This is a genomic window from Zunongwangia endophytica, from assembly GCF_030409505.1.
GTDB lineage: Bacteria > Bacteroidota > Bacteroidia > Flavobacteriales > Flavobacteriaceae > Zunongwangia > Zunongwangia endophytica.
This window is the reverse complement of sequence record NZ_JAUFPZ010000002.1, coordinates 1,360,158-1,375,120: the sequence shown is the minus strand read 5'-3', so window position 1 is coordinate 1,375,120 and position 14,963 is coordinate 1,360,158. Positions and strand designations below refer to the sequence as shown.

General features: G+C 36.1%; 10 protein-coding genes. 5 read left to right on the top strand and 5 right to left on the bottom strand.

Annotated elements, in window-relative coordinates:
- Nucleotides 1-404 precede the first annotated feature (404 nt).
- Genes QWY91_RS06130 through QWY91_RS06110 form a run of 5 tightly spaced genes read right to left on the bottom strand, consistent with a single transcriptional unit; the run spans nt 405 to nt 8,363 of the window.
- Nucleotides 405-3,194 carry a glycosyl hydrolase 115 family protein gene (locus tag QWY91_RS06130; protein WP_290232632.1) on the bottom strand — a complete coding sequence of 930 codons (2,790 nt, stop codon included), beginning with the start codon at nt 3,192-3,194 and terminating at the stop codon, nt 405-407.
- Entirely contained in the window at nt 3,163-4,287 is a 1,125-nt protein-coding gene (locus QWY91_RS06125) for an endo-1,4-beta-xylanase (RefSeq protein ID WP_290232631.1), read from the bottom strand. Before QWY91_RS06125 ends, QWY91_RS06130 begins: the two co-directional genes overlap by 32 nt.
- A gap of 1 nt (nt 4,288) precedes the next feature.
- Nucleotides 4,289-5,455 (bottom strand): mannonate dehydratase, encoded by a 1,167-nt coding sequence (gene uxuA, locus QWY91_RS06120; protein WP_290232628.1) that lies wholly within the window; start codon nt 5,453-5,455, stop codon nt 4,289-4,291.
- A gap of 2 nt (nt 5,456-5,457) precedes the next feature.
- The gene (locus tag QWY91_RS06115; RefSeq protein WP_290232625.1) at nt 5,458-6,201 is read right to left on the bottom strand and encodes an SDR family NAD(P)-dependent oxidoreductase; all 744 of its coding nucleotides are present in this window, start codon (nt 6,199-6,201) and stop codon (nt 5,458-5,460) included.
- Between the two features lie 8 nt (nt 6,202-6,209).
- The gene (locus QWY91_RS06110; RefSeq protein WP_290232622.1) at nt 6,210-8,363 is read right to left on the bottom strand and encodes an alpha-glucuronidase family glycosyl hydrolase; all 2,154 of its coding nucleotides are present in this window, start codon (nt 8,361-8,363) and stop codon (nt 6,210-6,212) included.
- A 218-nt stretch (nt 8,364-8,581) separates the two neighbouring features.
- Between QWY91_RS06110 and QWY91_RS06105 the strand changes: the two genes are divergently transcribed.
- The 5 genes from QWY91_RS06105 (at nt 8,582) to QWY91_RS06085 (ending at nt 14,932) form a co-directional block, all read left to right on the top strand.
- A complete protein-coding gene (locus QWY91_RS06105) occupies nt 8,582-10,744 on the top strand; it encodes a glycoside hydrolase family 3 N-terminal domain-containing protein (protein ID WP_290232621.1) in 2,163 nt (720 codons plus the stop codon).
- A gap of 4 nt (nt 10,745-10,748) precedes the next feature.
- A complete protein-coding gene (gene uxaC, locus QWY91_RS06100) occupies nt 10,749-12,146 on the top strand; it encodes a glucuronate isomerase (protein WP_290232619.1) in 1,398 nt (465 codons plus the stop codon).
- Between the two features lie 64 nt (nt 12,147-12,210).
- Complete coding sequence (locus QWY91_RS06095) at nt 12,211-13,188, top strand: TRAP transporter substrate-binding protein (RefSeq protein WP_290232618.1); 978 nt, start codon at nt 12,211-12,213, stop codon at nt 13,186-13,188.
- A complete protein-coding gene (locus tag QWY91_RS06090; RefSeq protein ID WP_290232616.1) occupies nt 13,185-13,643 on the top strand; it encodes a TRAP transporter small permease in 459 nt (152 codons plus the stop codon). The genes QWY91_RS06095 and QWY91_RS06090 overlap by 4 nt, the downstream gene beginning before the upstream one ends.
- 2 nt (nt 13,644-13,645) lie before the next feature.
- On the top strand, nt 13,646-14,932 hold the full coding sequence (locus QWY91_RS06085; RefSeq protein ID WP_290232613.1) for a TRAP transporter large permease: 1,287 nt from the start codon (nt 13,646-13,648) through the stop codon (nt 14,930-14,932).
- Nucleotides 14,933-14,963: the final 31 nt, after the last annotated feature.

Genomic DNA, 14,963 nt, shown 5'->3' with positions numbered 1-14,963 from the left:
GAGGTATAAAGAATATTTATCGATCATAACATGGAGATCTGCATCTGGAAAATCAATTTGATTATCTATGATAGTAGTGATTGAAATTTTTATCATTTCAAACATTTGATACTTGGGTTCTTAACTCTTTAATCGGTAACGAAGATTAAATGTTCGGAGGCTTATCTTGGGGAAGTTTATTATAATGTTTTTTCTATACGTTAAATTTGGAATCCTTATCAATAGTCATTTAATTATCAATTGTTGTTTTCACTTAAACAAGGACTAATTTAATTGCTTATCGCTGGATTTCCTTTTTGATATTCAATGGTTTTAAGCAGAATTATTTTAGATAGAAATAGGATTAACAAAAAGCCGGGCAATACCCCGGCCTTTTGCTCTAATCAAATTAAATAATTGTATAATTATTCTTTCGGCGCTAAATATGTTCCTAGCGGATTCGATGTATTGGTTTCAATAATAATTTGCTGTAAAACAACTCCTGGATCTACTGCATAAACCTTTAGTTGATGCACTCCTTTTTCTAAGCTCAGGTCCTGAATAACTTTAGTGATATTATTACTTACTGAAATTCCCCAATGATCTTTAGTATTCTTAACTAAATTCAGAGTTTTTATCGCACCACCATCTATGGAGTATGCAAATTTGAGTCCGCCATTATCAAGGAAATCTAAGCTTGGTGAGATTAAAAAACTCATTTTTGCTTTAGTGTTTTCTTTAATCGAAAATTGATAAGTTAGGCTTGCATTTTCAGAAGCTTCTTGAGTAAAACTGCTCTCTGGCCTTAATGCAATGTCTCTTCGCCCTAAATCAGGAATTATTTCCCAGCCCTTGTTTTGTACAAATTTATTTGCAGGAATGCTTATAATTCCGTTTTTAGCCACAAAACCTTCAGGAATAAATGTAAAGGGCTTATAGGAAACTTCTATTTCTACTTTTTCGTCATCAGATTTTATAATAAACCTATCTTTTGTACCTCTTTTCGGTAATTTTTCAGGAACTAATGCTAAAACGATACCCTCCTGTTCACCAATTTTAGCTTTAGTTTTAGAAGCCTTTAGCCATTTAGGCAATTTCTTTAGTTTGACTTCTAATTTTTCCTTTCCGCGGTTAAAAATTTCAACATAAGATTCAGTATTGTTTTTATCGAATATTGGTAAGCTAAGATTCATGTTTTTTGGATAATAATTTTTGCTATTCGGTATAGCAATACCTAAACTAGCAGCTTCGGGAATCTTTATTTTAATAGTTTCCGGTTTAATGTTTTGCTTGGGATCACTCCAGGATGAGTAACCAATATGAGGCTGAAAAATCATATTGTTCCATTTGCCATCTTCAATTTTATTATATTCCGAAGTTAATTCTTCATCTTTATCAAAATACGTTGAAACATTTTCTGCAAAGGTGTTGGTGGTGTTTCGCTCTTGTTCCGCATAAAGCTTGTTTTTAGCCAGTGCGATATACATCCTGTTTAGATTTGCTGAAGCTTTTACCGGATGTAACACCAGTTGAAAATAAGCTGATTGATATTTTGGAGCTAATTTTTCAGCAATTTCATCTGCTTTTTCTTCTAGCTCATTAAATTTATTTAGGATTTCTTCAGCTTCATTAAACTGCGTTAGACTATATGTTCTTTCAGATAGTAATTCGGGTTTTCTACGGCTGTTATACGTGGTATATTTTTGTAGCAATTCACCAATTTCAGATGCATATTTTTCTCCAAACTGAGCGGCTGCCCATTGTTTAGGATAAACCTTGAGCTCTTCAGTTTTAATAGCTTCCGGGTTCCAGGCATAATCTAAAAAGAAACTAATGGGATATTCCATAGGCTTCAAATCACCAACATTAACAATCCAAACCTTCCGTGCATGATAGGCGTAAGCAAGCGACATTTGCTCGTAAACTCTTGAAATTTGAGAGGTATTTATCCATTTATAACTTCTGGGACCGCCAACATAATCAAAGTGATAATAGATCCCATAACCACCGCTTCTGGTGCTATCTTTAAGCTTAGGTAGCTTTCTAATATTTCCCCAGTTATCATCGGCAAGTAACAAGGTTACATCATCTGGTACACGCATTCCCTGATCGTAATAATCCTGAACTTCTTTGTAAAGCGCCCATACTTGCGGTGTTTCTTCAGCAGGTTTTTGGGTAACATCGCTTATAATCTCTCGTTGATCTTTAACAATATGTTCTAGTAAGCTAATCGCAGTACCTTCAGTCATTGGTTCGTCGCCATCGCCACGCATGCCTATAGTAACGAGACTTTCACGATCGCCCATTCTTTCAATCCCTTTGCGCCAAAAGGTTTTTAAAGTATCGGCATTGGTTTCGTAATTCCAATCTCCGCTGCCATAGCGTCCCCATTCTGCTTGGGCGCGCATCAATGGTTCGTGGTGAGAGGTTCCCATTACGATGCCATATTTATGGGCTAAAACACCATTTTCAGGATCATCGTCATAAAAAGCTTTACCCCACATTGCAGGCCACATGTAATTTCCTTTTAAGCGGAGAATAAGTTCAAAAACTGGCTCATAGAACTCATGATTAAACTTGCCATAATTTTCGGTAACCCAACTGGATAGGGCAGGAGCTTCATCGTTAATAAAAATACCGCGATACTGAACTTTAGGGCCGGTGCTGGTCAACCCATTTTTGTCAATATATAATTCATCTGCTTTTTTTACCGGCACATCTGCCCACCAGTACCAAGGAGAAACACCAATTTGCTTTGATAGTTCGTAAATACCGAAAATAGTTCCGCGTTTATCACTACCAATAATCAATAAATTTTCGCCTATTTTTTTAATGGTATAAGCTTCCCATTTTCCTTGGATTTTAGAAACGTCTATGTTTTGATGCTGAATTAAACTATCGATTATTTTATTTTTACCAATAGTACCGATGATCACATTTCCGTTTCCTTTTACTTCGGAAAGGAATTCCGGTAGTTCTCCGGTAACCCGCTCAATATCTTTTTGAAGGTTTTTTGCGGCAATGCTTACTCCTTCAAAATCTGAAGTATCTAATACTAATTTTGAAGTCTTTTTGCTGGTTACTAAACCGAAACTACTCTCGCCAGATGTATGTGAGACAATGTTTTTTTGTCCATACATCAAGCCACTTAGCAGAATACAAAGCAATGAAAATAATTGCTTGCTACTTTTTACTGAATTTGATAACTGAATCATAAACTTGTTTTCTCTGGTAATTTTCATCAAATAATAATGGATAATTTTTTCGGCCTTCTACAGGATAGTGATCCAACCAGGAATAGCGATCTGCAATATTCCAAAATGTGATTCCGGTAAGCTTATTTCGATATTCTCTAAACACTTTAAAGAATTTTTGATAAGCTTCTATTTGTACAAGTTTACGTTCTTCGGTAAACTCATCAGATTCGTCCGGATGTCTTTCACGTTGTTCTTTTTCCCATTTATAAAGCGAAACATCGAGTTCGGTAATCTGCACATCTAAACCGGTTTCTGTATACATTTTTAAAGCCTGTTGTAATTCTTCTTCACTTGGGCTAAAAACAGACCAGTGCCCTTGTATACCAATTCCGTGTATTGGCGCTCCTTCAGCTTTTAACTTATTAATAAGTTTTAAAGTACGATCTCTTTTCTCTGGAATAATAATATTATAATCGTTATAAAATAACTTGGCATCTGGATCGGCTTCATGGGCAAATTCAAATGCTTTGGTTAGAAAATCATCTCCAATAATTTCAAGCCATTTTGAATTTCTTAGAAAGTTATCAGGATTATCGTCAATTGCTTCGTTTACTACATCCCAAGCATAAATTTTTCCTTTGTATCGGCCAACAACCGAATCAATATGAGCTTTCATTCGATCTAATAAAACCTCTCTACTAACATCATTACCATTATCGTCTTTAAAAATCCAGTTGCCGGTTTGTTGATGCCAAACTAGGGCGTGACCACGTACTTTAAGACCATTTTCCTGAGCAAATGCTACAATTTTATCTGCAGGTGCCCAGTTGAATTCATCTTTTTTTGGATGAATAACACCCATTTTCATCACATTTTCAGGTGTTAGACTGTTGTATTCAGCTAAAATTAATTCTTTTGATTCTCCTTGAAGTGAAGCCGGAGAAACGGCAACTCCCATAGGGAAATCTTCAGCAAAATAATCCTTAAGTCCTTTTTCCTGTTTGGGTTCTTCTTTAGAAGTAACATCCTTTGATTTTTGCTGATCTTTACAAGAAATAATGCCAAAAAGCAGCAATATTAAAAGATAGTGTAATTTTTTTATTTGTTTCATTCTATTCTTTGTTTAAACCAAGTTCGAGTCCGGTTAATTCTGCCAATCCCTTTAATCTTCCTATAAAAGAATAGCCAGCGTAGTATGGCTTTTCTTTTTCTAAAGAATGTAGGTAGCCATGATCTGGTCGCATCGGAATCGATCTTTTACAGCTATTAGTATGTTCTAAGATAAGTTGCATAATTTTTTTCATAGGAACATCCCCCGTTAGGTGGTCAGATTCCATAAAAACACCATCTTCTTTTTTACTCACATTTCTAAGATGAAGAAAATAAACTCGCTCTTTATGAGTTTTAAAAATTTCGATTAAATCGTTATCGGGTTGAGCACCAAGCGAGCCTGTACAATAGGATAAACCATTTGCTTTTGAAGCTACATTCTTAAAAATATACTCTAAATCACTAGCTTTACTTACCACTCTTGGAAGACCAAGAACCGAAAACGGAGGATCATCGGGATGAATAGCCATTTTAATTCCTAAATCTTCTACTGCTGGGCAAATTTCACTAAGAAAATAAATCAGGTTCTCTCGTAAATCATCATCGGTAATCTCACTATAGCCTTCAAGTTGATGTAGTAAATCCTGTTCGGTAAAATCTACAGTGCTGCCAGGAAGTCCCAGCATCACACTTTTAGATAATATTTTTAATTCTTCTTTAGAAGAGGAGTTATACTTTTCTTCAGCTTCTAAAAATTGAGCTTCAGAATAATCATTTTTAGCATTTGGTCTTTTCAGTAAAAATAAGTCAAAAACCCTGAATTTTATAGGGTCATATTTTAGCACTTCAGCACCTTCAGTATTTTTAAAGTGATGATCTGTTCTTACCCAATCTAAAATGGGCATAAAATTATAGGTGATTACCTTTATATAAAGGCTGGCAAGATTTTTAAGACTTTCAATGTAATTTGTGATGAGTTGTTTGTAATTTCCTGCTTTTTTTTTAATGTTTTCGTGAACAGGTAAACTCTCAACAACTTCCCACTTCATACCAAGATTCTCTATTTTTTGCTGTGTTTTTCGAATCTCTTCTATGCTCCAAACTTCACCGACGGGTATATGGTGCAAGGCGGTTACGATACCGCTTACGCCCGCTTGTTTAAGGTCTGTAAGGCTTAATACATCTGTATCGCCATACCAACGCATGGTTTTTATGATTTTACTTTCCATATCTAAAATCCAATTGAATTACCACCATCTATAGGTAGCACTGTTCCTGTGGTGAATTTTGAAAGATCTGTGGCATAGTAAAAAACAGCGTCGCCAATATCTGCCGGTTCGCCTAATGTACCCATAGGAGTTCTTCCTAGTACTTTATTTTTACGCTCTGGATCACTGTCTAAAGCTTTGCTAGACATATTTGTTTTAATAAATCCGGGAGCCACACAGTTTACTCGTATACCAAACTTAGCCAAATCTACGGCCATAGCTCTGGTCATTCCTTCAACAGCAGTTTTACTGGCAGAATAAGCAATTACATGTGGAATCCCATATTGCGCAGCCATTGAGCTGATGTTGATAATACTTCCTTTGCCATTTTCCTTCATCACTTTCGCAACTTCCCGACTTATGGCAAAAACACTGGTAACATTAGTATGCAGGATTTTCTGAAACTCTTCATTTTCGACTTCCAGAAATTCTTTTTTCATGTTAATTCCGGCATTATTAACCAGAATGTCGATTTTACCTGCTTCTTTAGCAATTTCAGTAATTGCTGCAGGGATTTTATCCAATTCGGTTAAATCTAAAATGAATGGTTTTGCATTTTTACCAATTTCTTCGCAGGCTTTTAAAGTTTTTTCTTTGTTTCGGCCAATCACATAAGTGGTAATCCCCTCATCACAAAGTTTTTTTGCCGTTGCAAATCCTAGTCCGGCATTCCCGCCGGTTACTATAGCTGTTAAATTCGAGTTCATATATTTTTTTAATTCCATGAAGGGCTTATACCTGGAGCATAAGGAAGCTTCAATGATTTATAATAGTTTAGGTCTTTTGTCATTTTAGGAATAAAATCCGGAAAATCCATTTTCGAGAATTGCTGAAAATAAAGCAGGCAAGCATTTCGCCATTTTTTAGCTTCTTTTAACTGGATATTTAAGAGCATATTTGTTTTTTCGAAAACCTGTGGATTTACATATTCCTGCATTTTTTGCCAGGTTTTCTGCATGCCCTCAACCTGTTCAACTCCTTTTTGATAATGCGCTGCAATTTCGTAACAAAGTGTTTTTCCACTTTTCATTTTATAGTCCCAAGGTAAATGATGAAACCAAAGCAGATATTTGTCTGGAGTTGTTGTGGGATCACTATATTTTTTCTGAATTTCTGGTGAGTATTGTTCTAAGGCATTGCTTCCGCTTGAAGTTCTGTCGAAACCAATTCCGTCTGCAGCTGCTTTATGATAATATACTGATGTCCAATCTGGTCTTGGCATATCTTTAACCCATGGTCCTGGACCCTGATGGTGATTTGCTGCCATTATATGATGTAATCCAAGCGGAGTCATATAATTAACCACAGCTTCTCTAGATTCGAGTAATAATTTGGTCATAGGATCTACAAAATCGCTTTTATCTGTAAAGGTCATTTTAAGCCAATCTTGTGCTATGGTTTTAGCACTGGTTTCTGGATTCCAAGCCAGTCTACCAAAGCCATACCAGTTTGCCTGACCAAAAGGGTGACCAGTCCAGTTTTTTGCCGTTCCTATATTAGCAACACCGGCCATTCCGGTAAGCTTTTTGTTGCTTAGCTGTCCATCAATTATTTTGGCTACTGTGCTTCCCTTGCCTTGTGTATAGGTGTCTTCTTCCAGAACTTCCTCGAAAAGTTTAGGTAGGAAAACTAAATGAGACATTCCGCCAAGATATTCTTGTGTGATCTGAAATTCCATCATTAAAGGAGTATTTGGCATGGCACCAAATAAAGGATGGAAAGGTTCTCGTGGCTGAAAATCGATAGCACCATTTTTTACCTGAACCAATACGTTATCTTTAAATTTCCCGTCAAAAGGTTTGAATTCTGAATAGGCCTGTTTTGCGCGGTCCTCAGGTTTTTCTTCAGAATATACAAAAGCACGCCACATGATAATTCCGTTGTGAGGAGCAACAGCTTCTGCAAGCATATTAGCACCATCTACGTGAGATCTTCCGTAGTTATTTGGACCTGGCTGTCCTTCAGAATTAGCCTTTACTAAAAAGCCTCCAAAATCGGGAATTTCAGCATAAATCTCGTCTGCTTTATTTTTCCACCATTGCTTAACTTCCGCATTAAGCGGATCTGCTGTTTCCAAATCACCGGTTTCTATAGGTGCAGAAAATCTTGCGGTTAGATAAACCTGAATTCCATAAGGTCTAAAAACTTCGGCCAGCGCCTTTAATTTTTGGATATACCTTGGGCTTAGTACTAAAGCATTAGAGTTTACGTTGGTGAGTACGGTACCATTGATCCCTATAGATGCATTAGCTCTGGCATAATCAATATATTCCTGCTTTATCAATTCAGGTAGTAAATACCAATCCCAAATAGAGAATCCAGAATATCCGCGTTCTACACTTCTATCGAGATTATCCCAATGGTTTAAAAGTCTTTTTTGAATTTTAGGCGAATCCGATATTGATAATTTTGATAAATCATTACGCAATTGCATTTGCTTAATGAAATTGAAAACACCGTATAATAAGCCTTTCTCGGTCTTAGATGAGATGATAAGTTTGTTCTCTTCTTTTTCTGAAATATATTGAAGAAAATAACCTTCATCGTTTATTTTAGAGCTGTCCGGTAGTTCTTCTCTAATTGAGGCGTCAAGTTTATCTAGTGTAGCAATAATAAGGTTTGGTGTTTTAGCATCAAATTTTGGTTCAATTTCTAGCAAACCTTTAAATGCTTTTTCGATTTCTTCTTTTATGACAATCCCGGTAGGAGAATTTGTACCTAAATAAATATTGGAAACCTGACTTTTATAGGTGTCTCCAATAGCTTGATCTTCAATTTTATCATATTGTAACCATAAATCATAAGGTTTTTGGCTGAAAGAAAAGCTGCTAATCATGATTAAAAATACGCTGAGTATATATTTTTTCATTTTGTATGTTGATTTATCTAAACAAACGATTGCGGATTGAAAATTATGTAAAAAAAGAGTGTAAACAAAATAATTTACGCAATCGGTTGCTTTTAATTCTATTTTATGTTTTATTTGTTAACTAACGCTAATAATCGGTTTATATTAAAATTAACCTGTTAATATTATTAATAATGAAAAAATATAGCCAGCTCTTTGCTTTCATCTTAATCCTGTTTTTGTCAACTATAATAAATGCCCAAAAGACTAAAATCGATAAATCTGGACTTGATTTTTATAATACAGATTTATCTATGGATGAGCGAATAGACGATTTAATAAGTCGGCTTAGTTTAGAGGAGAAAGCACAGCAAATGCTAAATGCCAGTCCCGCCATTGAAAGATTGGGAATTCCTGCTTATGATTGGTGGAATGAAGCTTTACACGGTTTGGGAAGATCTGGGGTAGCTACTGTATTTCCTCAGGCTATCGGTATGGGTGCTACTTTTGATGACGATTTAATTTTAAAAGTATCAACAGCAATTTCAGATGAAGCACGGGCAAATTATAATAATGCGGTGAAACATGGTTATCATAGAAAATATAGCGGATTAACATTTTGGACGCCTAACGTAAATATATTTAGGGATCCTCGTTGGGGTAGAGGTCAGGAAACCTATGGTGAAGATCCATATTTAACTTCGAAATTAGGAGAAGCCTTTGTAAAAGGATTACAAGGTAATAACGATAACTATCTAAAAACCGCTGCTGCTGCAAAACATTATGCAGTACACAGTGGTCCAGAAAAGTTACGACATGAATTTAATGCAGATGTAAGCGAAAAAGATCTTTGGGAAACATATTTGCCGGCTTTTAAAACTTTAGTTGATGCCAATGTAGAAACCATAATGTGTGCTTACAATAGCACTAATGGAGAACCTTGTTGTGCAAATAATCGTTTAATAGATGATATTTTAAGAGATAAATGGGGTTTTAATGGTCATGTAGTTAGTGATTGCTGGGCATTGCAGGATTTTGTAAATGGTCATGATACCGTAGAATCACCAGAAGCTGCTGCTGCTTTAGCCTTAGAGGTGGGCGTAGAATTAAATTGTGGAGATACTTATAATTTTTTAGCTAAAGCGGTAGAAGATGGTTTAGTTTCAGAAAAATTGGTTGATAAGCGTTTGCATAAACTATTAGAAACTCGATTTAAATTAGGTTTGTTTGATCCTGAAGAAAGCAACCCATATAATAAAATTGGTGTTGGGGTGATGAATAGTAAAGAACATAGAGCTTTAGCAAGAGAAACGGCCAGAAAGTCTATCGTTCTTCTTAAAAATGACGGAGTTCTTCCATTAAAGAATAATCTTTCAAAATACTTTATAACAGGACCAAACGCTACGAATATCGAAGTTTTATTGGGTAATTATCACGGAGTAAGTACAGATATGGTTACTGTTTTAGAAGGTATTGCAAAGGCTATAAAGCCTGAAAGTCAATTGCAATACAGAATGGGAACAAGGCTTAATATTCCTAATGAAAACCCGCAAGATTGGGCTTCTCCAAATGCTGGTAATAGCGATGCTACGTTTGTAGTGATGGGAATTTCCGGACTACTGGAAGGTGAAGAAGGAGAGTCTATTGCTTCTCCAACTTTTGGTGATCGCATGGATTATAACTTACCGCAAAATCAGATCGATTATTTGCAAAAAGTTAGTGAGGCGGCAGAGGATCATCCGGTAATTGCAATTGTAACCGGTGGTAGCCCGATGAACTTAGTTGAAGTACATAAACTTGCCGATGCGGTATTACTTGTTTGGTATCCCGGTGAAGAAGGTGGTAACGCTGTTGCCGATATCATATTCGGTAAAAATTCACCTTCAGGTAGATTACCGATCACTTTCCCAATGAATATTGAAGATATTCCTGCCTACGAAGATTATACCATGGAAGGTAGGACTTATAAATATATGGATAAAGCACCAATGTATCCCTTTGGATACGGATTAAGTTATACCGATTTTGAGTATTCTGAAATAAAATTATCTAAGGATAAAATAAAGAAAAAAGAATCAGTAGAAGCTCGTGTTAGTGTAACAAATACTGGTGATTTTGAAGCCGATGAAGCGGTGCAGGTGTACTTAAAGGATGTAAAAGCTTCTTCTCGTGTGCCTAATTTTGAACTGGTAGCTTTTAAAAATATTTATCTTAAAAAAGGAGAATCAAAAGAACTGACTTTTGAGATTACTCCTGAAATGTTGCATTTTATTGATGACAACGGAAAGGAAAAACTAGAAAAAGGAGCCTTTGAAATTTATATAGGTGGCAGCAGTCCGTTGAAAAGAAATGAAGAATTAGGAAAAAAAGCGCTAAAAAAGATCCAATTTCAGCTAAAATAAGACTATGAAAACTTTTATCACCGATAATTTTTTGTTGAGTAATACGTATGCTGAGGAGTTATATCATGAGTATGCCAAAAACCAACCTATAATAGATTACCATAACCATTTATCTCCTTCGCAAATAGCAGCCGATACACAATTCGAGAATATCTCTCAAGTATGGCTTAGCGGCGATCATTACAAATGGCGAGCGATGCGAGCATTGGGAGTAAATGAAAAATATATTACCGGCGATGCCAGCGATCAGCAAAGGTTTGAAGCTTGGGGGAAAACCGTTCCGTATACGCTTCGGAATCCACTATATCACTGGACACATTTAGAATTAAAACGTTATTTCGGGATTGATGAATTGCTGAACGAAAACAATGCTTGTGCTATTTACGAGAATGTAAATGCACAATTGCAGCAAAAAGAAAATTCGTGTAGAGGACTGTTAAAGCAAATGAATGTGGAAACGCTTTGCACCACAGAAGATCCTACCGACGATTTAAAACATCATCAAAGTATCAAGCAACAAAATATTGGAATTAAAGTAAGTACCGCTTTTCGTCCTGATAAATCGGTTTTAATTGATGCCGAAGGTTATACTGATTATCTAGAAGAACTCAGCAAAACCGCCAAAATCGATATTCAGAACTTTCAGGATTTAAAAGATGCTTTACTAAAACGTATCGAGTATTTTGATGAAAACGGCTGCAAATTATGTGATCATGGCTTAAGCTCTTTGAGTTATAGCGCATTTACCGAATCCGAAATCAATGCGATCTTTAAAAGCAAGCTTTCCAGAAAAGAAATTTCCGCCACGGAAGCTGAAAAATTCAAAACCGCAATTTTACTGTTTTTATGCGAGACTTACCATGAATTTGGTTGGGTGCAACAGTTCCATTTAGGAGCGCTTCGTAACAATAATAAGCGGATGTTAGCGCAATTAGGCCACGATACCGGTTGGGATTCTATAGGCGATTACAGTCAAGCTGAAAAACTATCTCAGTTTTTAAATACTTTAGACGGAAAAGATAAATTAACCAAAACCATTTTATATAACCTAAATCCTGCCGATAATGAAGTATTCGCCACAATGATTGGTAACTTTAACGATGGTAGTGTAAAAGGAAAAGTACAGTGGGGCTCGGGTTGGTGGTTCTTAGACCAGAAGGACGGAATGGAAAAGCAAATGAATGCCCTTTCTAATATGGGCTTAATTAGCTGTTTTATTGGAATGTTAACCGATTCTAGAAGTTTCCTTTCGTTCCCACGACACGAATATTTTAGAAGGGGGTTATGTAACCTCTTTGGCAAAGAAATGGCTTCAGGAGAATTACCACAAGACAAGGAACTCGTAGGAACAACCATTGCCAATATTTGCTACGGAAATGCCAATGACTATTTTAAATTTTAAAGATGAAAATTATAAAATCATTTGATAGTCCTTTATTCAGTTATAAAACGAAGTCATTACAGTTATGATTAAACGATTGTTTTTTGTTTTCGGATTGTTATTCCTATTGGGATGTAATGTAAATTCTTCAGTAAAAGAATTAAAGCTCGCACATAGTCTAAGTAATAATCATCCGGTGCATAAAGCAATGCAATATTTTGCTGAAAGAGTGGCTTTTCATTCCGAAGGCAAAATGAAAATAAAGATTTATTCCAGTAGTCAGTTAGGATCAGAGCGTGAATGTTTAGAATTACTGCAATTGGGAAGTCTAGCCATGACAAAAGTTTCTTCAGCAGTCATGGAAAATTTTTCCCCAAAATTGAAGGTTTTTGGCTATCCTTATTTGTTTGAATCAAAAGAACAACGTTATGCTTTATACGATAGTGATTTAGGAAAAGAGCTTTTGGCTGATGGGGAAAAATACTGGTTGCATGGATTAACTTATTTTGATGCTGGTAGCCGTAGCTTTTATACCAAGGATACTCCAATTACAGTACCTTCAGACTTAAAAGGATTAAAAGTGAGGGTAATGCAAAGTCCAACAGCCATTAAGCTGGTTAGTGCTCTTGGAGGATCACCAACGCCGGTTTCTTGGGGAGAACTGTATACTTCTTTACAGCAGGGAGTTGTTGACGCAGCTGAAAATAATTTACCTAGTTTTTACTCTTCCAAGCATTACGAAATTTGTAAGAATTTATGTCTGGACGAACATAGTTCGTTGCCTGATATTGTGGTCATGAGCTCGATCATTTATTCAGAATTGTCTGAAGAAGAAAAGCAGGTACTTAGCATAAGCGCCCAGGAAGCAGCGCTTGAACAGCGCAAATTATGGGAAATAGCCGAAAAAGAATCTCTTGAAGCTGTCACCGAGGCAGGAGTGAAAGTTACTCGACCGGATATTAAAGTATTCAAAAAAGAAAGTAAGCAGATTATTACCGATCTGCAATCTGAAGATCCCGATTTGTATGAATTAATCCAGGAAATAAAAGAGATACAACCATGAAGAAACTTGATTTTTATCTGGGCTGGATCATTGTTGTATTATTAAGCGCAATGCTTATTACTGTTTTATGGGGAGTAGGCGCGCGTTATATAATGGATAGCCCAAGTTCATGGACTGAAGAACTTGCTAGGTTTCTTCTCATTTGGGTAAGCATGTTAGGCGCGGCTTATGTTTCAGGAAGAAAGGGACATATTATTATTGATTTATGGCCTGAGAAGATGATTAAGAAATACTGTAAGCTTATGGATGTAACCGTTAGTTTGCTGATTGTTTTATTTGTGTTCGCTATTTTTATAGTAGGTGGTCTGCGATATATCTATGTTTCTTTTAAACTTTGGCAAACCTCAGCAGCTTTAGAAATTCCTATGGGATATATCTATCTTATCTTGCCAATCACAGGCTTTTGCATACTTTTTTACCGGATAGGTTTTCTAATTAAAGATTTAAAACGATAAGAATGGAAATATTTATACTTGCTCTTAGTTTTATTATTCTCGTAGGCATAAGAGTTCCTGTTGCCTGGAGTATAGGTATTGCCTCTTTAATAACTCTGCTTTTTAGTATTGATTCTTTGCCCGCAGTGGCTACTATAGCCCAGCGTATGGTTACTGGTTTGGATAGTTTTTCATTATTAGCTATTCCGTTTTTTATTTTGGCAGGTCACTTAATGAATAGCGGTGGGATTGCTAAGCGTCTCATTGTTTTTGCAAAGTCATTAGTTGGTAGTTTACCTGGCGGTTTGGCTCATGTTAATATTGTAGCGGCCATGCTGTTTGGCGCTATTGCTGGTTCAGCCGGTGCAGCTGCGGCAGCAATTGGAAGTTTTATGAGTTCTAAAATGGAAGAAGAAGGATATACCAAAGAATATGGTGTGGCCGTAAATGTAACCTCAGCCACCACGGGATTATTGATTCCACCCAGTAATATTTTTATAATCTATTCTTTAGCCAGTGGAGGAGTGAGCATAGGAGCATTATTTTTAGCAGGTTATATTCCTGGGATTTTAACGGGTTTGATCTTGATGATCATTGCTTTAATTTGGGCAAAACGAAAAGGTTTTCCTACCGCTAAACGCGCTTCGGTTAGTGAGGTATTAAAAAGTTTTTTGGATGCCTTGCCAAGTTTGATGTTATTGTTAGTGATTATAGGCGGAATAGTTGGTGGGATTTTTACGGCAACGGAAGCCTCTTCTGTAGCGGTGGTTTATTGTTTAATTCTTGGTTTGATCTATAAGGAATTAAGTTTAGATAAATTAAAAGGAATATTAATAAAATCAGCCGAAACCATTGCATTGGTCATGATCCTTATTGCTTTGAGTATAGCCATGTCTTGGGTAATGTCTTATGCAGATATTCCAGAGCAGGTAACTTCAGCATTATTAGGATATAGTGATAATCCCATTGTAGTGATGATTATGATTAATTTGATTCTACTGGTGATAGGGATTTTTATGGACATGACACCCGCTGTTTTAATTTTTACACCTATTTTTTTACCGGTAGTGGCAGCGTTAGGAATAGATCCGGTTCATTTTGGGGTAATTATGGTATTAAATTTATGTATTGGCTTATGTACGCCACCGGTAGGATCGGTTTTATTTATAGGGGTAGGAGTGGCCAATACCAGTATCAAAAAAGTGATTAAGCCTTTGATGCCCTTGTTTGTAGGGATGTTAATCTCTTTAGCGCTAGTGATTTTATTCCCGAAGTTAAGCTTGTGGTTACCCGAGTTATTTGGTCTTTAAAATGTAGATTATTGGACTGTTTTTTATTTAG